Annotated in this window: 26 protein-coding genes; 12 read left to right on the top strand and 14 right to left on the bottom strand. The window is 55.7% G+C overall.

Going from position 1 to position 23,745, the window contains the following annotated elements; all coding sequences use genetic code 11:
- Positions 1-23: 23 nt before the first annotated feature.
- Together fucA and ACQG1Y_RS05355 are read left to right on the top strand one after the other, a co-directional pair.
- The gene (gene fucA, locus ACQG1Y_RS05360; RefSeq protein ID WP_017383181.1) at positions 24-671 is read left to right on the top strand and encodes an L-fuculose-phosphate aldolase; all 648 of its coding nucleotides are present in this window, start codon (positions 24-26) and stop codon (positions 669-671) included.
- A gap of 114 nt (positions 672-785) precedes the next feature.
- The gene (locus ACQG1Y_RS05355; protein ID WP_017694418.1) at positions 786-2,147 is read left to right on the top strand and encodes an MFS transporter; all 1,362 of its coding nucleotides are present in this window, start codon (positions 786-788) and stop codon (positions 2,145-2,147) included.
- Positions 2,148-2,179: 32 nt separating this feature from the next.
- Here ACQG1Y_RS05355 and ACQG1Y_RS05350 read toward each other — a convergent pair whose 3' ends face one another.
- On the bottom strand, positions 2,180-2,671 hold the full coding sequence (locus ACQG1Y_RS05350) for a YajQ family cyclic di-GMP-binding protein (RefSeq protein ID WP_368740650.1): 492 nt from the start codon (positions 2,669-2,671) through the stop codon (positions 2,180-2,182).
- A gap of 125 nt (positions 2,672-2,796) precedes the next feature.
- On the opposite strand from ACQG1Y_RS05350, the gene panE reads away from it, so the two are divergent.
- Positions 2,797-3,708, top strand: coding sequence for a 2-dehydropantoate 2-reductase (gene panE / locus ACQG1Y_RS05345; RefSeq protein ID WP_033486684.1), 912 nt, complete (start codon positions 2,797-2,799; stop codon positions 3,706-3,708).
- A complete protein-coding gene (gene yajL / locus ACQG1Y_RS05340) occupies positions 3,671-4,264 on the top strand; it encodes a protein deglycase YajL (RefSeq protein WP_047637563.1) in 594 nt (197 codons plus the stop codon). Before panE ends, yajL begins: the two co-directional genes overlap by 38 nt.
- Positions 4,265-4,358: 94 nt before the next feature.
- Here yajL and thiI read toward each other — a convergent pair whose 3' ends face one another.
- Positions 4,359-5,807 (bottom strand): tRNA uracil 4-sulfurtransferase ThiI, encoded by a 1,449-nt coding sequence (gene thiI / locus ACQG1Y_RS05335; RefSeq protein ID WP_006809903.1) that lies wholly within the window; start codon positions 5,805-5,807, stop codon positions 4,359-4,361.
- Positions 5,808-5,985: 178 nt separating this feature from the next.
- Here thiI and xseB point away from each other — a divergent pair, with 178 nt between their 5' ends.
- From xseB to ACQG1Y_RS05315, 4 genes are all read left to right on the top strand, one after another.
- Positions 5,986-6,228 (top strand): exodeoxyribonuclease VII small subunit, encoded by a 243-nt coding sequence (xseB, locus tag ACQG1Y_RS05330; RefSeq protein WP_003859094.1) that lies wholly within the window; start codon positions 5,986-5,988, stop codon positions 6,226-6,228.
- Positions 6,229-7,128, top strand: a complete 900-nt coding sequence (gene ispA / locus ACQG1Y_RS05325; protein WP_017383172.1) for a (2E,6E)-farnesyl diphosphate synthase — start codon at positions 6,229-6,231, stop codon at positions 7,126-7,128. It begins immediately after the preceding gene.
- A 24-nt stretch (positions 7,129-7,152) separates the two neighbouring features.
- Complete coding sequence (gene dxs, locus ACQG1Y_RS05320) at positions 7,153-9,015, top strand: 1-deoxy-D-xylulose-5-phosphate synthase (RefSeq protein WP_015571294.1); 1,863 nt, start codon at positions 7,153-7,155, stop codon at positions 9,013-9,015.
- A 62-nt stretch (positions 9,016-9,077) separates the two neighbouring features.
- Entirely contained in the window at positions 9,078-10,052 is a 975-nt protein-coding gene (locus tag ACQG1Y_RS05315; protein WP_045907206.1) for an aldo/keto reductase, read from the top strand.
- Between the two features lie 90 nt (positions 10,053-10,142).
- Here the strand turns inward: ACQG1Y_RS05315 and thiL are convergent, their stop codons facing one another.
- The 5 genes from thiL to nrdR form a co-directional block, all read right to left on the bottom strand.
- Positions 10,143-11,114, bottom strand: coding sequence for a thiamine-phosphate kinase (gene thiL / locus ACQG1Y_RS05310; RefSeq protein WP_017383170.1), 972 nt, complete (start codon positions 11,112-11,114; stop codon positions 10,143-10,145).
- Between the two features lie 78 nt (positions 11,115-11,192).
- The gene (gene nusB / locus ACQG1Y_RS05305; protein ID WP_006809908.1) at positions 11,193-11,612 is read right to left on the bottom strand and encodes a transcription antitermination factor NusB; all 420 of its coding nucleotides are present in this window, start codon (positions 11,610-11,612) and stop codon (positions 11,193-11,195) included.
- A gap of 21 nt (positions 11,613-11,633) precedes the next feature.
- Positions 11,634-12,104 (bottom strand): 6,7-dimethyl-8-ribityllumazine synthase, encoded by a 471-nt coding sequence (ribH, locus tag ACQG1Y_RS05300; RefSeq protein WP_003859098.1) that lies wholly within the window; start codon positions 12,102-12,104, stop codon positions 11,634-11,636.
- Positions 12,105-12,191: 87 nt separating this feature from the next.
- Positions 12,192-13,295, bottom strand: a complete 1,104-nt coding sequence (gene ribD / locus ACQG1Y_RS05295) for a bifunctional diaminohydroxyphosphoribosylaminopyrimidine deaminase/5-amino-6-(5-phosphoribosylamino)uracil reductase RibD (protein WP_368740649.1) — start codon at positions 13,293-13,295, stop codon at positions 12,192-12,194.
- A 4-nt stretch (positions 13,296-13,299) separates the two neighbouring features.
- Positions 13,300-13,749: a transcriptional regulator NrdR gene (gene nrdR, locus ACQG1Y_RS05290; RefSeq protein WP_003859099.1), complete on the bottom strand. Its 450-nt coding sequence runs from the start codon at positions 13,747-13,749 to the stop codon at positions 13,300-13,302.
- Between the two features lie 152 nt (positions 13,750-13,901).
- On the opposite strand from nrdR, the gene ACQG1Y_RS05285 reads away from it, so the two are divergent.
- Complete coding sequence (locus tag ACQG1Y_RS05285; protein ID WP_032649957.1) at positions 13,902-14,441, top strand: DUF3251 domain-containing protein; 540 nt, start codon at positions 13,902-13,904, stop codon at positions 14,439-14,441.
- A 268-nt stretch (positions 14,442-14,709) separates the two neighbouring features.
- Entirely contained in the window at positions 14,710-15,594 is an 885-nt protein-coding gene (locus ACQG1Y_RS05280) for a nucleoside-specific channel-forming protein Tsx (protein ID WP_426736691.1), read from the top strand.
- 88 nt (positions 15,595-15,682) lie between these two features.
- Here the strand turns inward: ACQG1Y_RS05280 and ACQG1Y_RS05275 are convergent, their stop codons facing one another.
- The 7 genes from ACQG1Y_RS05275 to queA all read right to left on the bottom strand — a co-directional run bounded on the left by ACQG1Y_RS05275 (position 15,683) and on the right by queA (position 22,341).
- Entirely contained in the window at positions 15,683-16,363 is a 681-nt protein-coding gene (locus ACQG1Y_RS05275) for a helix-turn-helix transcriptional regulator (protein ID WP_017694425.1), read from the bottom strand.
- Between the two features lie 10 nt (positions 16,364-16,373).
- Positions 16,374-16,739 (bottom strand): VOC family protein, encoded by a 366-nt coding sequence (locus tag ACQG1Y_RS05270; protein ID WP_017383165.1) that lies wholly within the window; start codon positions 16,737-16,739, stop codon positions 16,374-16,376.
- A gap of 138 nt (positions 16,740-16,877) precedes the next feature.
- The gene (secF, locus tag ACQG1Y_RS05265; RefSeq protein WP_003859105.1) at positions 16,878-17,849 is read right to left on the bottom strand and encodes a protein translocase subunit SecF; all 972 of its coding nucleotides are present in this window, start codon (positions 17,847-17,849) and stop codon (positions 16,878-16,880) included.
- A gap of 10 nt (positions 17,850-17,859) precedes the next feature.
- Positions 17,860-19,707, bottom strand: coding sequence for a protein translocase subunit SecD (secD, locus tag ACQG1Y_RS05260; protein WP_017383164.1), 1,848 nt, complete (start codon positions 19,705-19,707; stop codon positions 17,860-17,862).
- Positions 19,708-19,734: 27 nt separating this feature from the next.
- Positions 19,735-20,067, bottom strand: coding sequence for a preprotein translocase subunit YajC (yajC, locus tag ACQG1Y_RS05255; RefSeq protein ID WP_003859109.1), 333 nt, complete (start codon positions 20,065-20,067; stop codon positions 19,735-19,737).
- 22 nt (positions 20,068-20,089) lie between these two features.
- Positions 20,090-21,217, bottom strand: a complete 1,128-nt coding sequence (tgt, locus tag ACQG1Y_RS05250) for a tRNA guanosine(34) transglycosylase Tgt (protein WP_015571303.1) — start codon at positions 21,215-21,217, stop codon at positions 20,090-20,092.
- Between the two features lie 53 nt (positions 21,218-21,270).
- Positions 21,271-22,341 (bottom strand): tRNA preQ1(34) S-adenosylmethionine ribosyltransferase-isomerase QueA, encoded by a 1,071-nt coding sequence (gene queA / locus ACQG1Y_RS05245; protein WP_015571304.1) that lies wholly within the window; start codon positions 22,339-22,341, stop codon positions 21,271-21,273.
- 92 nt (positions 22,342-22,433) lie between these two features.
- Between queA and acpH the strand changes: the two genes are divergently transcribed.
- Together acpH and ACQG1Y_RS05235 are read left to right on the top strand one after the other, a co-directional pair.
- Complete coding sequence (gene acpH / locus ACQG1Y_RS05240; RefSeq protein ID WP_015571305.1) at positions 22,434-23,015, top strand: ACP phosphodiesterase; 582 nt, start codon at positions 22,434-22,436, stop codon at positions 23,013-23,015.
- Positions 23,016-23,142: 127 nt separating this feature from the next.
- Entirely contained in the window at positions 23,143-23,745 is a 603-nt protein-coding gene (locus ACQG1Y_RS05235; protein WP_003859113.1) for a peroxiredoxin C, read from the top strand.

Below are 23,745 nucleotides of genomic sequence, written 5' to 3'. Positions count from 1 at the left end.
AAACTGTACCCGGAGAATAAAAAATGGAACGAGCCCGATTAGCCAGAGACATTATCGACACCTGCCTTGAGATGACCCGCATGGGGTTAAATCAGGGCACCGCCGGCAATATCAGCGTTCGCTATCGCGACGGCATGCTGATTACGCCGACCGGAATTCCCTACGAGCATCTGACCGAAGAGAGTATCGTTTATGTAGATGCACAGGGGCGACACGAAGAAGATAAACTGCCCTCCAGCGAATGGCGTTTTCATCAGGTTGTGTATCAGACCCGCCCGGATGCTAACGCCGTCGTCCATAACCATGCGGTTAACTGTACCGCCGTCTCGATACTCAACCGCCCCATTCCTGCTATTCACTATATGATTGCCGCCGCCGGGGGAAACTCCATTCCCTGCGCCCCTTACGCGACCTTCGGGACGCGCGCGCTGTCAGAGCATGTCGCGGTCGCATTACGCGATCGCAAAGCGACGCTCTTACAGCACCACGGCCTGATAACCTGCGAAGAAAATCTTGAAAAGGCACTGTGGCTGGCGCAGGAGGTAGAGGTGCTGGCAAAACTCTACCTGGCCACGCTGGCGATAGTAGATCCCGTTCCGGTACTCAGTGACGATGAAATTGCCATTGTTCTTGAGAAATTCAAAAGCTACGGATTGCGCGTCGAGGCGTAATTTTTTATCCGGGGGTGCTTTTATCACACCCTCGTAATATCTCTTAAACAAACACCTATTTACCGCACTTATCACCCCGCCTAAACTATGGCCTGCTTTTTGGTAGAGGTGGTAATGAACGATTATAAAATGACGCCAGGCGAACTGCGTGCGACCTGGGGTTTAGGGACTGTTTTCTCGCTGCGGATGCTTGGCATGTTTATGGTCCTGCCCGTTCTGACCACATATGGCATGGCGTTACAGGGTGCCAGCGAAGCGCTGATTGGTCTGGCGATTGGTATCTACGGCCTGGCGCAGGCGATATTCCAGATCCCCTTTGGCCTGCTCTCCGACCGCGTAGGTCGCAAACCGCTGATTGTCGGCGGGCTGCTGGTGTTTGTACTTGGCAGCATCATCGCCGCCCTCTCCCACTCCATCTGGGGAATTATTCTTGGGCGCGCCCTGCAAGGTTCCGGGGCGATTGCCGCCGCCGTGATGGCGCTGCTGTCAGACTTAACCCGCGAGCAAAACCGCACCAAAGCCATGGCGTTTATCGGCGTCAGCTTCGGCGTCACGTTTGCCATTGCCATGGTGCTGGGGCCTGTTATCACTCATGCGCTCGGCCTGCACGCCCTGTTCTGGATGATTGCGGTGCTGGCGACCATTGGGATCGCACTCACGCTGTGGGTTGTGCCTGACAGTAAAAACCACGTCCTCAACCGTGAATCCGGGATGGTGAAAGGCTGCTTCAGCAAAGTCATCGCCGAGCCGCGCCTGCTTAAGCTGAACTTCGGCATTATGTGCCTGCACATTCTGCTGATGTCCACCTTCGTCGCCCTGCCCGGTCAACTTGCCGCAGCCGGTTTCCCGGCGGCAGAGCACTGGAAAATTTATCTGGTCACAATGCTGATCTCGTTTGTCTCCGTTGTGCCCTTCATTATTTACGCCGAAGTGAAGCGCAAAATGAAACGCGTCTTCGTGGGCTGCGTGGCGTTATTGCTGATTGCCGAGATTGTGCTGTGGGGCGCTGGCCCGCATTTCTGGGAACTGATCGCCGGCGTACAGCTGTTCTTCCTGGCGTTTAATCTGATGGAAGCCCTGCTGCCGTCGCTTATCAGCAAAGAGTCTCCGGCAGGATACAAAGGCACCGCGATGGGCATTTACTCCACCAGCCAGTTTCTCGGCGTGGCGATCGGCGGGTCGCTCGGCGGCTGGGTGGACGGTCTGTTTGACTCCCAGACCGTTTTCCTCGCCGGTGCGCTGCTGGCGATGCTCTGGCTGTTTGTTGCCAGCACCATGAAAGAGCCGCGCTATGTAAGTAGCCTGCGGGTAGAAATTCCCGATGACGTGGCAATCGGTGACGCGTTAAAACAGCGTCTGGAAGCGACAGAGGGCGTGAGCGAAGTGCTGATTGTCCCGGAAGAGCGCAGTGCGTATGTCAAAATTGACAGCAAAGTGACTAACCGCTTTGAGGTGGAGCAGGCGCTGAAGGCCTGAAAAAATGCCCGGTTTAGCCGGGCATGATTGTCTTAATCGCGGAAGTTTTTAAACTGGAATGGCTGACCGAGATCGCCGCCACGCACCAGCGCCATCACGGATTGCAGGTCATCACGGGATTTTCCGGTCACGCGGATCTCTTCACCCTGGATCTGCGCCTGCACTTTGAGCTTACTGTCTTTGATAAGCTTAACGATTTTTTTCTGTACCGCGCTCTCAATCCCCTGCTTCAGCTTCGCTTCCACAAACCAGGTTTTGCCGCTGTGAACAAAATCTTCCGGTACATCGAGTGAGGTCCCTTCAATGCCGCGCTTGAGCAGCTTGGCGCGCAGGATATCCAGCAACTGGTTGACCTGGAAATCAGACTCGCTCAGGACTTTGATCCTCTTGTTCGCGTCGTTCAGTTCAATGGTCGCCTCAACGCCACGAAAATCGAAACGTGACTCAACCTCACGGACAGCATTTTCTACGCCGTTACGCGCTTCCTGCAAATCAACTTCAGAAACAATATCGAAAGATGGCATCTTTTCTTCTCCCTTCATTTTTGTTGCGTTGCATAATACCCGCAACGAGGCATAACGAGAAGCTTAGCTGATGGCGCTATACTTAGCGTCATAGCACCTGGCGTCGTTGCAGGTGAGGAGGAACGATGAAAGTAACAGTGCTTGGATGCGGAGCCCTTGGCCAACTCTGGCTTACAGCGCTATGCAAACAGGGACACGACGTTCAGGGCTGGCTGCGAATTCCCCAGCCCTATTGCAGTGTGAACGTAATTGGTACAGACGGTTCAATTTTCAACGAGTCTTTGACGGCAAACGATCCGGAATTTCTTGCCACCAGCGATTTGCTGCTGGTCACGCTGAAGGCCTGGCAGGTCTCCGATGCGGTGAAAAGCCTGGCCGCCCAGTTACCTGAAAGCACGCCAATCCTGCTGATTCACAACGGTATGGGTACCATTGAAGAGCTAAAATCTGTCCGACAACCGCTGCTGATGGGGACAACCACCCACGCGGCACGTCGCGACGGTAACGTCATTATCCATGTTGCCAGTGGTATCACCCATATCGGTCCTGCGCGTGAACAGACCGGCGATTACAGCTATCTTGCGGATACCCTGCAAAGCACGCTGCCTGACGTCGCCTGGCACAATAACATTCGCGCGGAACTGTGGCGCAAACTGGCGGTGAACTGCGCGATCAATCCGCTGACCGCCCTGCTGGATTGCCCTAACGGTGAGCTGCGCCAGCACCCCGATCGGGTAGCGCTGATTTGCCGGGAAGTTGCCGCCGTCATTGAACGCGAAGGCTACCACACCTCAGAATCCGATTTACGTTATTATGTCGACCAGGTCATTGAGAGTACGGCAGAAAATATCTCCTCAATGTTGCAGGATATCCGGGCTATGCGGCATACCGAAATTGATTACATAACCGGTTATCTGTTAAAACGCGCCCGGGCACACGGCATTACCGTTGCGGAAAACAGCCGTCTGTTTGAGTTAGTAAAACGAAAGGAGAGTGAGTATGAGCGCATCGGCACTGGTATGCCTCGCCCCTGGTAGCGAAGAGACAGAAGCGGTCACCACCATTGATTTGCTGGTGCGTGGTGGTATTAAGGTTACTACCGCCAGCGTCGCCAGCGACGGAAGTCTGGCGATTACCTGCTCGCGTGGGGTGAAGATCCTGGCGGATGCACCGCTTGTACAGGTGGCGGACGGTGATTACGACATTATCGTTCTGCCGGGTGGTCTGAAGGGGGCTGAGTGTTTCCGCGACAGCCCACTGCTGGTTGAAACCGTTCGTCAGTTTCATCTTTCCGGGCGTATCGTCGCGGCAATCTGTGCGGCCGCGGGCACGGTACTGGTTCCGCACGACATTTTCCCCATCGGCAATATGACCGGCTTCCCTGGCCTGAAGGACACTATTCCGCAAGACCAGTGGGTGGATAAGCGCGTGGTCTGGGATCCACGCGTTAACCTGCTCACCAGCCAGGGGCCGGGCACCGCCATTGATTTTGGCCTGAAGATTATTGACCTGCTGGTCGGGCGCGAGAAGGCCTACGAAGTGGCTTCGTCGCTGGTGATGGCGGCGGGTATTTATAATTACTATGAAGAGTAGTGCATAAAAAAAGCCGGGTGGCGGCTACGCCTTACCCGGCCTACAAATGCACGGTACCGTAGGCCCGGTAAGCGAAGCGCCACCGGGCGAGAAACTACGGGCGATACACCTTCACGTTCGCAAAGCCCTGCTCACGCAGATACAGCGCCTGCAAACGGCTCATGACCCCACGTTCGCACCACAGCAGATACGTTTTGCTCTGGTCGAGATCGCCAAACTGGGTGCTCAGCTTGTAGAACGGCAGCGAAACCACCTCGACGCCTTCCACCTGCAACGGCTTGTCATCCTGCTCATCAACAGAACGGATATCCAGAATCGTATCGTTAGCACCGAAGCCGCTGACCGTCTCCACCTCAACCACTTCCTGCTCGGTCTGCTGAGCGATCTCACGGATATCGATGTTGGACGCTTCCGCCACCACTTTTTCCAGGATGCTGAAATCGAAGTTCTCTTCTTCCGCTTCGATCTTCGCCTTCACCGCTTTGATGGTTGGACTTTTTGAGATCACACCGCAATATTCCGGCATGGTGCGGGCAAAATCTTCAGTACCTATTTTACGCGCCAGATCGATGATGTGCTCTTTATCGTGAGAGATCAGCGGACGCAGGATCAGCGTATCAGACACGTTATCGATAAGACGCAGGTTAGTCAGCGTCTGGCTGGAGACCTGCCCCAGCGCTTCACCGGTGACCAGCGCCTGCACGCCGTAGCGCTCAGCCACTTTGGACGCCGCACGCACCATCATACGCTTCAGCACCACGCCCATCTGGCCGTCGTCCACTTTTTCGAGGATTTCGCCGACCACCGGCTCAAAGTTGATCGCCACAAAACGCACGCGGTGAGAGCTGCCGAAGCGGTTCCACAGGTAATGCGCCACCTGACGTACGCCGATTTCATGCGCCGCGCCGCCCAGGTTAAAGAAGCAGTAGTGCACGCGGCAGCCGCGACGCATCAGCATATAGCTGGACACGCCGGAGTCGAAACCACCGGAGATCAGCGACAGCACATCTTCCTGAGTGCCGATAGGGAAACCGCCAATACCTTCGTAACGGCCCTTGACCAGCAGCAGGCGATCGTTTTCGATCTCAAGATTAACGGTGACGTCCGGGTTAGTCAGGCGCACGCGCGCCGTTTCAACGTGCTGGTTCAGACCACCACCGACGTAGCGCTCAACCTCAATAGAGCTAAACTCATGCTTACCCCGGCGCTTCACGCGCACGCAGAACGTTTTCCCTTCGATCTGGTCGCGGTACTGCACCAACGCCTTTTCGAAGATATCGTGCATATCGGTGAAGGGAACGTCTTCCACTTCCAGAATATGGTGAATACCCGGGATACGGGTCAGCGCGTCGCGAATATCAAGACGTTTGTTTTCGTCTTTCGCGCGGACTTCTACATGGTCCCAGTGACGCACCACGGCGAGCGTTTCGTCGTAGTGTTTTAATACGTTACGAATGTTCCCGGTGAGAATTTTAATAAAGCGCAAACGCACGGATTGGCTTTTGATAGTGATTTCAGGGAACAATTTAATGATAAACTTCATGGCGGCAATGTTTCTTAGGCAAGCTTATAAAGGCTTGTAGTGGAAAATGATACAGCAGCCCACACCCGTGGCTGCATCCAGGCGCGCAAGTATACCACCATCGCGCCACTCGCGTTATTTGATAATTGCCCCGAGTCCGTTACCATGTCAGGGCGAAAAATTTAAGAGTCAATTCACTATGCCGAAGAAAAACGACGCACCGGCCAGTTTCGAAACTGCGCTGAGTGAACTGGAGCAGATCGTTACCCGTCTTGAGAGTGGCGATCTCCCGCTGGAAGACGCGCTCAACGAATTTGAACGCGGCGTGCAGCTCGCGCGCCAGGGGCAGGTAAAACTCCAGCAGGCCGAGCAGCGTGTGCAGATCCTGCTTTCCGACAGCGAAGACGCTAAAACCACGCCATTCACACCGGACGCCGAGTAAATGGATTTTTCCAACGCGCTTCAGGCGCGCGTCATCCGCGCCAACGATGCGCTGCGCCGATTCATTGAGCCGCAGCCTTTTCAGAACACTCCACTGGTTGAAGCCATGCACTATGGCGCACTCTTGGGGGGTAAACGCCTGCGTCCGTTCCTGGTGTATGCCACGGGCAATATGTTCGGTATCAGCGATAACACGCTGGACGCCCCGGCAGCCGCCGTGGAGTGTATCCACGCCTATTCGCTGATCCACGATGATTTGCCGGCCATGGACGATGACGATTTGCGTCGCGGTCAGCCAACCTGCCATATCAAATTTGGCGAAGCGAATGCCATTCTGGCGGGGGATGCGCTGCAAACCCTGGCCTTCTCCATTCTGAGCGATGCGCCGATGGTTGAGGTGAGCGATCGCGATCGTCTGGCAATGGTGTCCGAACTGGCAATGGCCAGCGGCGTCGCCGGGATGTGCGGCGGCCAGGCGCTGGATTTGGAGGCTGAAGGTCGTCAGGTTACTCTGGAACAGCTGGAGCGCATCCACCGTCACAAAACGGGCGCACTGATTCGTGCAGCCGTTCGCCTGGGCGCGCTGAGCGCGGGTGAACGCGGGCGTAAAGCCCTGCCGGTTCTGGACAGATACGCAGAAAGTATCGGTCTGGCATTCCAGGTTCAGGATGACATTCTGGATGTGGTGGGCGATACTGCAACATTGGGAAAACGTCAGGGTGCGGATCAGCAGCTTGGCAAAAGTACCTACCCCGCCCTGTTGGGCCTTGAGCATGCCCAACGTAAAGCCCGGGATCTGATAGACGATGCCCGCCGGTCGCTGAATGAGCTGGCCGCGCAATCGCTGGATACCTCGGCACTGGAAGCGCTAGCGGACTACATAATCCAGCGTGATAAATAAACTATAAATCTCGATGAGCCTTTGATGAGTTTTGATATTGCCAAATACCCGACACTGGCGTTAGTTGACTCCACTCAGGAGTTACGTCTGTTGCCGAAAGAGAGTCTGCCGAAGCTGTGTGACGAGCTGCGTCGCTACCTGCTCGACAGCGTTAGCCGCTCCAGCGGCCACTTCGCCTCCGGACTTGGCACGGTTGAGCTGACCGTGGCGTTGCATTACGTCTATAACACGCCGTTCGATCAGCTGATCTGGGATGTAGGCCACCAGGCCTATCCGCACAAAATTCTGACCGGACGTCGCGATAAAATTGGCACCATTCGCCAGAAAGGGGGCCTGCACCCGTTCCCGTGGCGCGGCGAGAGTGAATATGATGTGTTAAGCGTCGGCCACTCTTCCACCTCCATTTCTGCGGGCATTGGTATTGCCGTTGCCGCCGAAAAAGAGAATAAACAACGCCGCACCGTCTGCGTGATTGGCGACGGGGCGATCACCGCCGGGATGGCCTTTGAGGCCATGAACCACGCGGGCGATATCAAACCGGACATGCTGGTGATCCTCAACGATAACGAAATGTCGATCTCCGAGAACGTCGGCGCGCTGAATAACCATCTGGCGCAGCTTCTGTCCGGCAAGCTTTACTCCTCACTGCGTGAAGGCGGTAAAAAAGTCTTCTCCGGCGTACCGCCGATTAAAGAGCTGCTTAAGCGTACCGAAGAACACATCAAAGGCATGGTCGTGCCGGGTACGCTGTTCGAAGAGCTGGGCTTTAACTATATTGGCCCGGTGGACGGCCACGATGTGCTGGGCCTGGTGACGACGCTTAAAAACATGCGCGACCTGAAAGGCCCGCAGTTCCTGCATATCATGACCAAAAAAGGGCGTGGTTACGAACCGGCGGAAAAAGATCCGATCACCTTCCACGCGGTGCCTAAGTTCGACCATACCAGCGGTTGTCTGCCGAAAAGCAGCGGCGGGATGCCAAGCTACTCAAAAATCTTTGGCGACTGGCTGTGCGAAACGGCGGCGAAAGACAACATGCTGATGGCGGTGACGCCTGCCATGCGTGAAGGCTCCGGCATGGTGGAGTTTTCCAAAAAATACCCGGACCAGTATTTCGACGTGGCTATCGCCGAGCAGCACGCGGTAACTTTTGCTGCGGGCCTGGCGATTGGCGGCTACAAGCCGGTGGTAGCGATCTACTCTACCTTCCTGCAACGCGCCTACGATCAGGTTATCCATGACGTTGCCATTCAGAAGCTGCCGGTGCTGTTTGCTATCGATCGCGCGGGCATTGTGGGGGCTGATGGCCAGACGCACCAGGGCGCGTTTGATCTCTCCTTCCTGCGCTGCATCCCTGATATGGTGATCATGACGCCAAGCGACGAAAACGAGTGTCGTCAGATGCTGTATACCGGTTACCACTATCAGGACGGCCCCTGCGCGGTACGTTATCCACGCGGTAATGCCCTTGGCGTTGAATTACAGCCGCTGGAAAAACTGGATATCGGTAAAGGTCTGGTGAAACGCCGTGGTGAAAAAGTGGCGATCCTGAACTTTGGTACGTTGATGCCGGAAGCGGCAAAAGTCGCTGAAAACCTGAATGCGACGCTGGTCGATATGCGCTTCGTGAAGCCGCTCGATGAATCTCTGATTCTGAGCATGGCGGAAAGCCATGACGTTCTGGTCACGCTGGAAGAGAACGCCATCATGGGTGGCGCGGGTAGCGGCGTGAACGAAGTGCTTATGGCGAACCGTAAAGCCGTTCCGGTGCTTAATCTCGGCCTCCCTGACCACTTCATCCCGCAAGGCACCCAGGATGAGGCGCGCGCCGACATTGGTCTGGACGCCGCCGGTATCGAAGCTAAAATCCGCACCTGGCTGGCCTGATCCCTCCCCTTTTCTGCTCCTGCTATGCTTAAACGTATTGTTTAAACAGCAGGAGCGGAACCATGCAATACACGACATTAGGAAAAACGGACCTTAAGGTGTCCCGGCTTTGCCTGGGATGCATGACGTTTGGCGAGCCTGACCGGGGAAATCATGCCTGGACGCTGCCGGAAGAGAGCAGCCGCCCTATCATCAAGCGCGCCATTGACGGCGGCATCAACTTCTTCGATACCGCCAACAGCTACTCAGACGGCAGCAGCGAAGAGATTGTGGGCCGCGCCCTGCGAGATTTTGCCCGTCGTGATGACGTTGTGGTCGCCACTAAGGTGTACTACCCGTCAGGCGATCTGGCGGAAGGCCTTTCTCGCGCGCAGATCCTGCGTTCCATTGATGACAGCCTCAGACGCCTGAACATGGATTACGTCGACCTGCTGCAAATCCACCGCTGGGATTACAACACCCCGCTCGAAGAGACGCTTGAAGCGTTGAACGACGTTGTGAAAGCCGGTAAAGCGCGCTACATCGGCGCATCGTCCATGCATGCCTCACAGTTTGCCCAGGCGCTCGATCTCCAGGCGCAGCACGGCTGGGCGCGCTTTGTCACTATGCAGGATCACTACAACCTGATTTACCGGGAAGAAGAGCGCGAGATGCTGCCGCTCTGCTACCAGGAAGGCGTGGCGGTGATCCCGTGGAGCCCGCTGGCGCGCGGAAGGTTAACCCGTCCGTGGGGGGAAACTACCGCCCGGCTGGTATCGGATGAAGTGGGTAAAAACCTGTATGACGATACAGAAGCCAGCGATGCGTTAATTGCCGAACGCTTAGCCGGGATCGCCGACGATATCGGTGCAACGCGCGCGCAGGTGGCGCTGGCGTGGCTGCTGAGCAAGCGCGGTGTCGCCGCGCCGATTGTGGGCACGTCGCGGGAAGAACAGCTGGATGAGTTGTTGAGTGCGGTGGACTTATCGTTGACGCCGGAGCAGATTGCCGAGCTGGAGACGCCGTATCAGCAGCATCCGGTGGTAGGGTTTAAGTAAACACTTGCCGGGTGGCGCTGCGCTTACCCGGCCTACAAATAAAGTGCGATCGTAGGCCGGGTAAGGCGAAGCCGCCACCCGGCAAAACACTCACCCAAAGTGATCGTACCCTTTCCAGTCAAGCGTAACCGGGGCGCCGTCGCGGACAAACAGCAACCCTTCACTTTCCGGCATTACCTGCCCGATGCAGGTAAATTTCGCCCCCAGATGCGCTAGCGCCACATCCAGCGTCCCGCGATTCAGCTCAGGCACGGTGAAGCACAGCTCATAATCTTCTCCACCGGATAACGCCCAGCGCAGCGCCTGTTCAGGTTCGACATGGCGAAGCAGTTGCTCCGACAGCGGGAACAGATCCAGGTCAACGCGTGCGCCCACGCCGCTGGCCTTCAGGATATGGCCGAGATCGGAGATCAGCCCGTCAGACAAATCGATAGCCGAACTGGCCCGCTCGCGCAGCGCCTGACCGTGCAGAATACGCGGCGTTGGCCGCAGATGGCGCTTCACCAGATACGCCGCATCGTCAGCCTCTTCAACCGTTAAACGGTTCTGAAGGATCGCCAGCCCTGCCGCGCTGTCGCCCGGCGTACCGGTCACGTAGATCCAGTCGCCTGGTTTTGCACCCGAGCGCTTCAGCGCGCGCCCGGCAGGCACATAGCCGTGGATTGCCAGGGTCATGGACAGCGGACCGGCGGTGGTATCACCGCCAATCAGCTGCATATCGTAATAATTCAGCTGTTCAAACAGGGCATCGCTGAAGGCTTCAAGCCAGGCTTCATCCACCTCCGGCAGGGTCAGAGCCAGCGTCAGCCAGGCCGGGTCGGCGCCCATTGCCGCCAGATCGCTGACGTTCACCGCCAGCGCTTTATACGCCAGATCGGCAGGATCGATATCCGGCAGGAAATGACGCCCACACACTAAGGTGTCGGTGCTGATTGCCAGCGTCTGTTTTTCGGGAATATTGAGAAGTGCGCAGTCATCGCCAATGCCGGTTTCAACATCAAGACGAGAGGTTCTGACACGGTCGAAATAACGGGCAATCAGGGAGAATTCGCCGCATGCCATACGTTATGCCTCAGCAAATTAAATAAAAAAACCGGAGCCGCACTGCCAAAAAGGCAATGCAAGACTCCGGTTTGCGGATCACTTTTTGTGGGGACGGATCGCAGGTGCGGCTTTATCCAGCACGCCGTTAACAAACTTGTGGCTGTCTTCAGCGCCGAAGGTTTTCGCCAGTTCGATCGCTTCGTTGATGGCCACTTTGTACGGCACATCATCACGTTTAGACAGCTCAAACAGCGCGATACGCAACACTGCTTTTTCGACCTGGCCCAGCTCTTCGAGCAGACGGGACAGGTATGGCTTCATCAGACCATCGAGATACGCGCTATTAGTCGCCACTCCCGACAGCAGTTCACGGAAGTACAGAACGTCAACGTCTTTCACGTCCTGTTCTGACAGGAACTGGTATTCAACATCAGCGATGTCGTTCTGGGACAACTGCCAGGAGTAAAGTGCCTGGACGGCACATTCACGGGCGCGGCGACGAGCAGCAGGTTTCACGGAATTCCCCTTACAAAAAAATCAGGCCTTGATGGCTTTCAATACATTGATCATTTCAAGCGCGGTCAGTGCAGCTTCTGCACCTTTGTTACCGGCTTTAGTGCCAGCACGTTCGATGGCTTGTTCAATACTTTCGGTGGTCAGCACGCCGAACGCGACAGGGATTTCAGCATCCTGTGCAACGTGTGCCAGACCGTTGCTTGCACCGCCCGCAACGTATTCGAAGTGCGCAGTGCCGCCACGAATAACGGTACCCAGCGCAATCACCGCGTCGTATTTACCGGTTTTCGCCAGCGCGCCCGCTGCCAGTGGCAGTTCGTAAGCACCTGGTACCCAAACGACGGTAATGTTGTCATCTTTAACCTGGCCGATACGTTTCAGGGCGTCAACCGCACCTTCCAGCAGGCTATCGTTGATGAAGTTGTTGAAACGCGCAATGGTGATGGCGACGCGAGCGTCCGGGGTAGCTACAGCAGCTTCAATAATGTTCATACTCTTCCTTTACGGGTTCATTTGGCCCCGCAGGGGGGCGGATTTTATCATAATACTTTGCGCACTGCTTCCCTATTTCAGGAGCAATTACGCTGTCGTTAAATGGAGGCAGACATCCGGACCTACCGGACGAATCTCGCTGAATGAGAGTTGCGGCGCATCGGCCAGTTTTTCAAGGCCGGGCAGCACAAACAGGCCGCGCGCGTCATTACCTAACAGTTTAGGCGCAACGTAGACGAGAAGCTCATCCAGCAGCCCCGCCTGAAGCAGTGCGCCGGCGAGCGTCGGACCGGCTTCAACCCAGATGCTGTTGACCTGCTGTTTGCCGAGCAACATCATCAGCACCACGAGATCGAGATGCCCGTTATGTTCCGGCACCATAATGCTGCGCACGCCTTCCGGCCACTCGCGCGTATCTTCTTTGGTGCGGGCAATCCAGGTTTCACCCGGCTGCTGCACGATGCGGTGCTCCGGCGTCACGCGGTTCTGGCTATCAATAATAATGCGCAGCGGCTGACGCAGGTTCTCCTGAGGATAGAGCGCCTGGGTATCCGCATTCAGCTCTTCCCAGCGCACGGTCATGGCCGGATCGTCAGCCAGTACCGTTTCACTGCTGGTGAGAATAGCATGGCTTTGTGCGCGCAGACGTTGCACATCGCGCCTTGCCTGCGGCGAGGTGATCCACTGGCTCTCGCCGTTCGCCATCGCCGTGCGGCCATCCAGTGACGCGCCAAGCTTAAGCTGGATAAACGGGAAGCCGGTGCGCATACGCTTCAGGAAGCCTTTGTTGATGTTTTCGGCATCCTGCATCATCAGGCCGTGGCTGACGTCGATGCCTTCCTGTTGCAGACGATACAGCCCGCGGCCCGCCACCTGCGGATTAGGATCCTGCATGGCGGCGACAACGCGCGAGACGCCCGCCGCAATCAGCGCTTCACAGCACGGCGGCGTACGTCCGTGATGACTGCATGGCTCCAGCGTCACATAGGCCGTCGCGCCACGCGCTTTCTCACCCGCCATGCGCAGGGCATGCACTTCAGCATGCGGCTCGCCTGCGCGGTAGTGAAAACCTTCCCCCACGATCTCGCCATCTTTAACAATGACGCACCCGACATTGGGGTTAGGGTGAGTGGTAAACCGACCGCGCTGCGCCAGCTTCATGGCGCGCGCCATGTACATCTCATCGTGCATGGGCTTAATCCTGTAAGCGGGCGATCTCTTCGCCAAACTCTTTGATGTCTTCGAAGCTGCGGTAAACGGAGGCAAAGCGGATATAGGCGACTTTATCGAGCTTCTTCAGCTGTTCCATCACCAGATTGCCGATCATTTTGCTCGGCACTTCGCGCTCGCCTAACCCCCGCAGATAAGATTTAATATGGTTTAACGCCATTTCGACATCATCGGAGCTGACGGGCCGTTTTTCCAGCGCCTTGAGCATCCCGCTACGCAGTTTCTCTTCATTGAACGGTTCGCGCACATCGTTACTTTTTACCACGCGCGGCATTACCAGCTCTGCCACCTCAAAGGTGGTAAAACGCTCGTTGCACACCAGACACTGCCGACGACGACGCACGGAAGACCCTTCGCCTACAAGACGCGAGTCGATGACTTTGGTATCCACAGCGGAGCAAAATGGGCAATGCATACGATGTCCCTGTTATCTGGTTAACTGATTTCTATTTTACCCTGAACTGGCCCGACAACAAAGGAAGAGCTTTTTGAGACAAAGGATCTATGCCTGACGGCACTATCCTGTCTACCATTGCAGCAATCTGTGATTTCAAGGAATTAAACGCAATGACAAGACGTTACCTGAAAATAGTGCTGGTGGGGAGCCTGTTCACGCTCAGCGCCTGCGCACAGCAAAGCGAAGTCCGTGAGATGAAACAAAGCGTGAATACGCTTAACGTGGCGATGGACAAACTTAACAAAGAAACCGTGAAGATCACCCAGCAGAACGCGCTCAATGCCAAATCCAGCAATGGCGTTTATTTATTGCCAGGTGCAAACACGCCCGCGCGTCTGAACAGCCAGATTGGCACGCTAAAGATGTCTGTGGTGAATGTTGCAGCGAATGCCGATGGTACTCGAGCAACATTACGCATTCAGGGTGAGTCCAACGATCCGCTTCCCGCGTTCAGCGGCACCGTAGAGTGGGGCCAGATTCAGGGCACCACGGAGAGCTATCAGGAAGTGAACGTGAAGAATCAGCTCTTCACCGCCCCCGCCAGCACGCTGGCGCCGAGCGATGTTGATATCCCGCTCCAGCTGAGCGGACTGACCCCAGAACAGCTGGGCTTTATCCGTATTCACGACATTCAACCCGCCGCGCAATAACCCGCCCTTCTAGCGGAGCGAAATGTCACTCCGCTAACATTTACATTTCGTATGGATTGGCAACATAAATGATTGCCGCTACAATCCCGCCCGTCTAAAGTACGCAAACGTGAACGCAATCGATTACGTATGTGAGAGATATGTGAAACAACACATATTTTTGTGAGCAAGGATTCCTATAATAGGCTCCGCAGAAATACGAAATATTTAGAAACGCAATTCGCGCATTTTTCACTCCCGGAAGGGAATTTCAATCAGTGGCATGATTATGAAAAAAACATTATTCGCAGCCGGTGCAGTTCTGGCACTCTCCACCTCTTTCACTGTTAACGCAGCGGAAAACGACAAACCACAATACCTTTCCGACTGGTGGCATCAGAGCGTTAACGTTGTAGGCAGCTACCATACCCGTTTCGGACCGCAGATCCGTAACGATACCTACCTCGAGTACGAAGCATTCGCTAAAAAAGACTGGTTTGATTTCTATGGCTACATGGACGCACCGGTATTCTTCGGCGGTAATACCGACGCGAAAGGTATCTGGAACCACGGTTCCCCACTGTTCATGGAGATCGAACCCCGCTTCTCCATTGATAAACTGACCGGTACCAGTCTGGCGTTTGGTCCGTTCAAAGAGTGGTATTTCGCAAACAACTACATCTACGACATGGGTCGCAACAAGTCCGGTCGCCAGAGCACCTGGTACATGGGTCTGGGTACAGACATTGAGACTGGCCTGCCGATGAGCCTGTCCATGAACGTCTACGCAAAATACCAGTGGCAGAACTACGGCGCCGCGAACGAGAACGAGTGGGACGGCTACCGTTTCAAAGTGAAATACTTCGTGCCAATTACCCAACTGTGGGGCGGCAACCTGAGCTATATCGGCTTCACCAACATTGACTGGGGTTCAGACCTGGGCGATAACGATTTCCGCGACCTGAACGGCAGAAAAGCGCGCACTAACGACTCCATCGCGTCCAGCCACATCCTGGCGCTGAACTACGATCACTGGCACTACTCTGTTGTTGCGCGTTACTGGCACAACGGTGGCCAGTGGAACGACGACGCCAGCCTGAACTTTGGCAACGGCGACTTCAGCGTTCGCTCTACCGGTTGGGGTGGTTACCTGGTCGTGGGTTACAACTTCTAATCAGTGCGGATTCCGCCCGGTGGCGCTACGCTTACCGGGCCTACGATCCGAATGTAGGCCGGGTAAGGCGTAGCCGCCACCCGGCTTTTTACTGCCTCACCTTGCGCAAAAAATCTGCCAATGACCTGTCCGCACTTTCGCTAAACCGCCTCTCCGTCTGCACAATATTGAGGCATCGGTCGAGCCGGAAACAGCGATAGTCATCGCGCCGTTCACACCACGCCGCCAGCAGCCAGCGCTCTCCCCAGAAGAACAAGCCCAGCGGCTGAACCTCGCGCTTTGAGAGCTGCCCAGCCTCATCACGATAATGCAGTGCCAGCACGCGCTGGGCGGAAATCGCCTGATGGATCACGTCGAAACCACTACGGGAATGTGGCTGAAGGGCAATATCCGGCGCGTAAATCCGCGTCTGCTCAGCTTTGCGGCGGCTCTCTTCTGGCAGGATCGCCAGCACTTTTTCCTGGGCCGACTCCAGCTCGCGCGACAGCGATTCCCCGCCCCAGGTTTTGAGCAGGCGAATCGCCACCATCAGCGCCTCGGACTCTTTGTTGGTCAGCATCAGCGGGGGTAAATCAAAACCCGACATCAGCCGATATCCGCTTCCCGCCTCGCCTTCCACCGGCACGCCGGAGAGCGACAGGTCGCGGATATCGCGGTACACCGTGCGCTCGGACACGCCAAGCCTTTCCGCCAGATGCGCTGCCGTTGTCAGACGCCTGCCCCGAAGGATCTGCACAATCTGGAACAAACGGTCAGCGCGTCGGGTCATCGGTTTACTCTCATACCGGTTGATGGAGGCCGACGCGATTACCTTCGCTGTCGGTAAACAGGGCTATAGTGCCAATGCCTTGCGGCAGTTCCAGCGGGCCAAACACGCACTCACCGCCCGCAGAAGCAATACGATCGAGCGTGGCCGCCAGATTGTCAGTATGCAGGTAAATAATAGCGCCCTGCGAAGACGGTGTAACGCCGTCAAATTTCGCCAGCGCGCCGCCGGTGGCCGGATCTTCGTGCGGGAAAATCGCCAGATCAGCCACGTCCATCTTCTCGCGCCGCAGCGCGACCTGCATCACCGACTCATAAAATTTGATGGCGCGATCCATATCGGCGACCGGAATTTCAAACCAGTTAATAACACTTTTCATACGTCCTCCTGCCTGTTGTTAGGGTTCAGAAGGAGTCTACGACAGGGCTCCTGACAGCATACTGTCAGGAGTGTTTGTGAGATGCAGACAAAAAAAATCCCGGCCAACAGGCCGGGATTTCGATACTACATAAGACTCTTACGGCAGAATGGACGGCTGATCCGCCCCTTCTTTCTCGACTTTCTGTTGGATCAGATGCTCGCGCTTCATGCCCAGCTTCAGCGCCAGTGCGGACGCGACGTAGATAGACGAGGCCGTACCGATAGACACACCGATCAGCATGGTCAGCGAGAAGCCTTCCAGCACTGGGCCACCGAACAGGAACAGCATCAGGATCACCATCAGGGTGGTGCCGGAGGTGATCAACGTACGGTGCAACGTCTGGGTCAACGACACGTTAAAGATTTCGTACGGCGTGCCGCGACGGATCTTACGGAAGTTTTCACGAATACGGTCAGATACCACGATACTGTCGTTCAGTGAGTAACCGATAACGGACATCAGGGATGCCACAATCGTCAGGTCAATCTCAATGTGGAACAGAGACAGTATGCCCATGGTGATCACCACGTCGTGCGCCAGGGCGATAACCACGCCTGCCGCCAGTCGCCACTCAAAGCGGAAACCGACGTAAATCAGGATCGAGATCAGCGCCACCAGCAGCGCCATCGCACCGGTCTGCGCCAGGTCAGCACCAACGCTCGGGCCGACAAACTCAATACGCTTAACCGTTGCATCCTGGCTGGTCGTTTCGTTAATAACCTGGACGACCTTGCTGCCCAGCTCCTGGCTGCCGTTGGCATCGTGTACCGGCGGCATACGCACCATGATGTCGCGGCTGCTGCCAAAGTTCTGTAGCAGCGGCTCTTCAAAGCCCGCTTTTTGCAGAGACTCACGCATCTGGTCCATATCGACCGGTTTTTCCAGGGTAATTTCAATCACCGTACCACCGGTGAAATCCAGACCCCAGTTAAAGCCTTTCACGCCCATAATGACGATGGACAAGATCAGCAGAAAACCTGAAATGCCGAAGGCCCAGTAGTCCCAGCGCATAAAGTCCCAGACTTTACGGCCGTGGTTCAATTGTTCAACAGTATATTCCTGTGCCACAACGCACTCCTCAGATAGACAGCTTTTTGACGCGCTTGCCGCCGTACAGCAGGTTCACGATGGCACGGGTGCCGACAATAGCGGTAAACATCGACGTTGCGACACCGATACCGGTAGTAATCGCAAAGCCTTTGATCGCGCCAGTACCCACTGCATACAGGATAAGAACCTTAATCAGTGTTGTTACGTTCGCATCGAAGATGGAGCTGAACGCCCCTTTGTAGCCTTCTTCGATCGCCTGCTGTACAGAACGACCGTTGCTCAGCTCTTCTTTGATACGTTCGTTTATCAGTACGTTGGCGTCGACCGCCACCGCAAGGGTTAGAACGATACCCGCAATCCCCGGCATGGTCAGCGTCGCCCCCGGCAGCAGGGACATGATACCGATGATCAGCACCAGGTTGGCAATCAGCGCGGAGGTCGCAATCAGGCCGAACTTCTTATAGAAGAAGATCATGAAGATGATGGACACCGCCAGACCGGCCAGACACGCTTCCAGACCCTGTTTGATGTTCTGCATACCCAGGGTTGGACCGATGGTACGTTCTTCAACAATCTGAATTGGCGCAATCAGCGCACCGGCACGCAGCAGCAGAGAGAGCTGACGCGCTTCGTTCGGGTTGCTGATACCGGTAATACGGAAGCTGTTACCCAGACGAGACTGGATGTTGGCGATGTTAATCACCTCTTCCTCTTTCACCAGCACGGCACGGCCATTGGCGTCTTTCTTACCGCTGTCTTTGTACTCCACGAACAGGGTCGCCATCGGCTTGCCGATGTTGTCCTTGGTGAAGTTAGACATGATGTTGCCACCTGCGCTATCCAGCGAGATGTTAACCTGCGGCTGGTTGTACTCATCCTGGCTTGAAGTGGAGTCGGTGATATGGTCACCGGTCAGGATTACGCGTTTGTACAGCACAACAGGCTGGCCTTCGCGGGTCTGTTTCACTTCAGAATCGCCCGGCACACGGCCTGAAGCCGCAGCAGCCTGGTCGACATTGGAGTTAACCAGACGGAACTCCAGGGTCGCCGTCGCGCCCAGAATCTCTTTCGCACGGGCGGTATCCTGGATACCCGGCAGTTCGACCACGATACGGTCAGCACCCTGACGCTGTACCAGTGGCTCAGCCACGCCCAGCTGGTTTACACGGTTACGCAGAATGTTAATGTTCTGCTGAACGGCGTATTCACGTGCTTCACTCAGACGCGCGTCGGTCATTACCGCACGCAGCTGGTTGCTGCCCTGAGAGGTGATCACCAGATCGCGGTGACGCTGAGACAGATACGTCACAGCCTGATCGCGTGCCGCGCTGTCGCGGAACGTGATGCTCAGGCCGTAGTTATCTTCTTTACGTACGGTGGTGTACGGAATGCCCTTATCGCGCAGATCGCTGCGCAGGCTGTCGATATTCTGTTCCTGTAGCTTGCCGAGCGCGGTATCCATATCCACTTCCATCAGGAAGTGAACGCCGCCACGCAGGTCAAGACCCAGTTTCATTGGCTCTGCGTTCAGCGCAGCCAGCCAGCGTGGGGTTGCAGGAGCAAGGTTAAGCGCCACGACATACTTATCACCCAGCACGCCCATCAGCGCTTCACGTGCGCGGAGCTGCGTGTCGGTGGTGTCGAAGCGAGCAAGAATTGCGCCCTCTTCCAGTGCCACAGACTTAGCGGTAATTTTTTCTTCTTGTAACGTTTTCTGGACCTGGATCAGCGTTTGCTCACTGGCGGCGACACCGCGCGCGCCAGTGATTTGAACGGCCGGATCCTCACCATACAGGTTGGGAAGCGCGTACAGCAGGCCGACGATAATCACGACGACCAGCATGATGTACTTCCACAAAGGATAACGGTTTAACACGGCAGTTCCCTTTGGGAAAAGTTGGGATTACAGCGCCTTCATGGTGCCTTTCGGCAGAACGGCAGCTACGAAGTCACGTTTGATAACCACTTCAGTGGTGTCGTTGAGGGCGATAGCAATGTAGCCGTTTTCCGCTACTTTGGTTACGCGACCCACCAGGCCACCATTGGTCAGGACTTCATCGCCCTTCGCGATGGAGTTCATCAGGTTTTTGTGCTCTTTAGTACGCTTCTGCTGTGGACGCAGGATCATGAAGTAGAAGATCAGACCGAACACAACCAGCATCAGAATCAGAGACATCGGGCTGCCCTGCGCTGGTGCACCCGTTGCTGCTACCGCATCAGAAATAAAAAAGCTCATTCAAATTCCCTCATTATTAAAATTAATCAACGTTCAACGGTGGAACATCCCGCCCCTGACGTTGGTAGAAATCGGTCACGAAGCTCTCTAATTTACCCTCTTCGATAGCCTTACGTAAACCAGCCATTAAGCGCTGATAATAACGAAGATTATGAATGGTATTGAGACGCGCCCCCAAAATCTCGTTGCAACGATCGAGATGATGCAGATACGCGCGAGAATAATTGCGACAGGTATAGCAATCGCACTCGGAATCGAGCGGGCTGGTGTCACTCTTATGCTTCGCGTTACGGATTTTCACCACGCCATCGGTAACGAACAAATGACCGTTACGCGCGTTTCGGGTTGGCATAACGCAGTCGAACATATCAATGCCGCGACGTACGCCTTCCACCAGATCTTCTGGTTTACCCACACCCATCAGGTATCGTGGTTTATCCGCCGGGATTTGCGGGCAGACATGCTCCAGAATGCGGTGCATGTCTTCCTTCGGCTCACCCACAGCCAAACCGCCGACGGCGTAGCCATCAAAGCCTATCTCTACCAGACCTTTAACCGAGATATCGCGTAAATCTTCGTAAACGCTGCCCTGAATAATGCCGAACAGCGCATTTTTGTTTTGCAGGGCGTCAAAACGGTCGCGGCTACGCTTCGCCCAACGCAGGGACATCTCCATGGAACGCTTGGCGTAGTCCCAGTCCGCCGGGTATGGCGTACATTCGTCGAAGATCATTACGATATCGGAGCCGAGATCGTACTGAATCTCCATGGATTTTTCCGGATCGAGGAAGATTGGATCGCCGTTGATCGGGTTACGGAAGTGTACGCCCTGCTCAGTGATCTTACGGATATCGCCCAGGCTGAAGACCTGGAAACCGCCGGAGTCGGTGAGGATCGGGCCTTTCCACTGCATGAAATCGTGCAGGTCGCCGTGGAGCTTCATTATCTCCTGACCCGGACGCAGCCACAGGTGGAAGGTGTTGCCGAGGATAATCTGTGCGCCAGTGGCTTCAACTTCTTCCGGCGTCATTCCTTTTACGGTGCCGTACGTGCCCACAGGCATAAACGCGGGGGTTTCTACCACGCCGCGATCAAACACCAGACGACCGCGACGCGCGCGGCCATCGGTGGTATCGAGTTCAAATTTCATTTTTTCTCCGACGTCAGAAAAACAGTCCAACGTTGTAATACGGTGCCGCGGACTTATTCCCCGACACGCTCATTCAAAGCCTGCGGATTGTACGTGATAAACATCGCGTCACCGTAGCTAAAAAAGCGATATTTTTGTTCTACCGCAGACTTGTAGGCGTTCATCGTATGCTGATACCCCGCAAACGCGGAAACCAGCATAATCAGCGTCGATTCAGGCAGATGGAAGTTGGTCACCAGCGCATCAATGACTTTGTACTGATAGCCCGGGTAGATAAAGATCTGCGTATCGCCAAAGAACGGCTCAATCAGCTCGCTTTTCGCGGCCTGCGCAGCGCTCTCAAGGGAACGTACCGACGTTGTACCGACGGCCACGACGCGATTACCGCGCGCTTTCGCCGCCAGCACCGCATCCACAACCTCCTGTGGCACTTCGGCATACTCAGAGTGCATGATGTGGTCTTCGATGCTGTCCACGCGCACCGGCTGGAAGGTCCCCGCGCCGACGTGCAGCGTCACGAACGCCATCTCAATGCCTTTCGCGCGCAGCTTTTCCAGCAGCGGCTCATCAAAGTGCAGGCCCGCCGTTGGCGCCGCCACCGCGCCAGGCTTCTGGCTGTAGACAGTCTGATATAGCTCGCGGTCGGCCTCTTCGTCCGGGCGCTCAATATACGGCGGCAGCGGCATGTGGCCGATGGCGTTGAGGATATCGAGCACCGTGCGCTCGTCGTTGAATTCCACTTCAAATAGCGCATCGTGACGCGCGGTCATGGTCGCTTTGATGCTCTCGTCATCCCCCAGCAGCAGTTCAGCGCCCGGCTTCGGTGCTTTAGAGGCGCGAATATGTGCCAGAATACGTTTATCATCGAGCATACGTTCGACCAGCACCTCAATCTTACCGCCGCTGGCTTTACGGCCAAACAGACGCGCCGGGATCACGCGGGTATTGTTAAAGACCAGCAGATCGCCAGGGTTGAGCTTGTCGAGCAGATCGGTGAAAGTACCGTGCGTCAGCGCGCCCGTTGGCCCGTCCAGTGACAGCAAGCGACAGCTGCTACGCTCAGGCATGGGGTAGTGAGCAATCAGGGATTCAGGTAGTTCAAAGGAGAAATCGGCGACGCGCATGACGTATACTCGTGACTTAAAAACAGGCGGCATAGTCTAGTGCTCACACCCTTTTGCTGCAACAACTAGCCGCCACCGGACAACGAAAACGCATGAATTTTCTCGCTCATCTGCATCTCGCTCATCTCGCGGACAGCTCCCTCTCCGGCAATTTGCTGGCCGATTTTGTACGCGGCAACCCCGCGGAAGCGTACTCCCCTGAGGTTGTCGACGGGATTTTTATGCACCGCCGCATCGACGTGCTGACCGATAACCTGCCGGAAGTGACGGAAGCCAAAGCCTGGTTCCGCCCCGAAACCCGACGCGTGGCGCCGATCACGCTCGACGTCATGTGGGATCATTTCCTGTCGCGCCACTGGTCCCGGCTGTCGCCTGATATGTCGCTGCCTGAGTTTGTGCGCTACGCCCACGCGCAGGTGTCGATCATTTTGCCGGACTCCCCGCCGCGCTTTGTGAATCTGAATAACTATCTCTGGTCTGAACGCTGGCTGGAGCGATACCGCGAGATGGATTTCATTCAGAACGTCCTGAACGGCATGGCGAGCCGTCGACCGCGTCTGGACGCGCTGCGCGACTCATGGCATGACCTGGATGAACATTATGATGCGCTGGAAACCCGCTTCTGGCAGTTCTACCCGCGTATGATGACGCAGGCGAAAAATAAAGAACTGTGATGCCGGTATGATTGATAGGTAAAAGCTGGCGGAACGATTGTCGCCACCTCTTTGTCTTATTCCCGTACTGCCTCTATACTGGCCCGCGTTGCGTTCCAAATAACCTTAGTATCTACAGGAGAATCATATGGTTCTGGTAACTCGTCCGGCTCCGGATTTTACAGCTGCCGCCGTTCTGGGCAATGGTGAAATCGTTGAAAACTTCAACTTCAAACAGCACACCAACGGTAAAGCGACCGTTCTGTTCTTCTGGCCAATGGACTTCACTTTCGTTTGCCCGTCTGAGCTGATCGCGTTCGACAAACGTTACGAAGAATTCCAGAAGCGTGGCGTGGAAGTGGTTGGCGTCTCCTTCGACTCTGAATTTGTACACAACGCATGGCGTAACACCCCTGTCGAAAACGGCGGCATCGGTGCAGTGAAATACGCGATGGTTGCGGACATCAAACGCGAAATCCAGCAGGCTTACGGTATCGAACATCCGGACGCTGGCGTTGCACTGCGTGGTTCTTTCCTGATCGACGCGAACGGCATCGTTCGTCACCAGGTTGTGAACGATCTGCCGCTGGGTCGTAACATCGACGAAATGCTGCGCATGGTTGACGCGCTCCAGTTCCACGAAGAGCACGGTGAAGTGTGCCCGGCTCAGTGGGAAAAAGGTAAAGAAGGTATGGCGGCTTCCCCAGACGGCGTAGCTAAATACCTGTCTGAGAACGTATCCAGCCTGTAA

The organism is Enterobacter cloacae complex sp. 397G4, from assembly GCF_050031515.1.
Classification (GTDB): domain Bacteria; phylum Pseudomonadota; class Gammaproteobacteria; order Enterobacterales; family Enterobacteriaceae; genus Enterobacter; species Enterobacter hormaechei_C.
The sequence above is the reverse complement of the archived record's forward strand: the minus strand, read 5'-3'. Positions and strand labels throughout refer to the sequence as shown.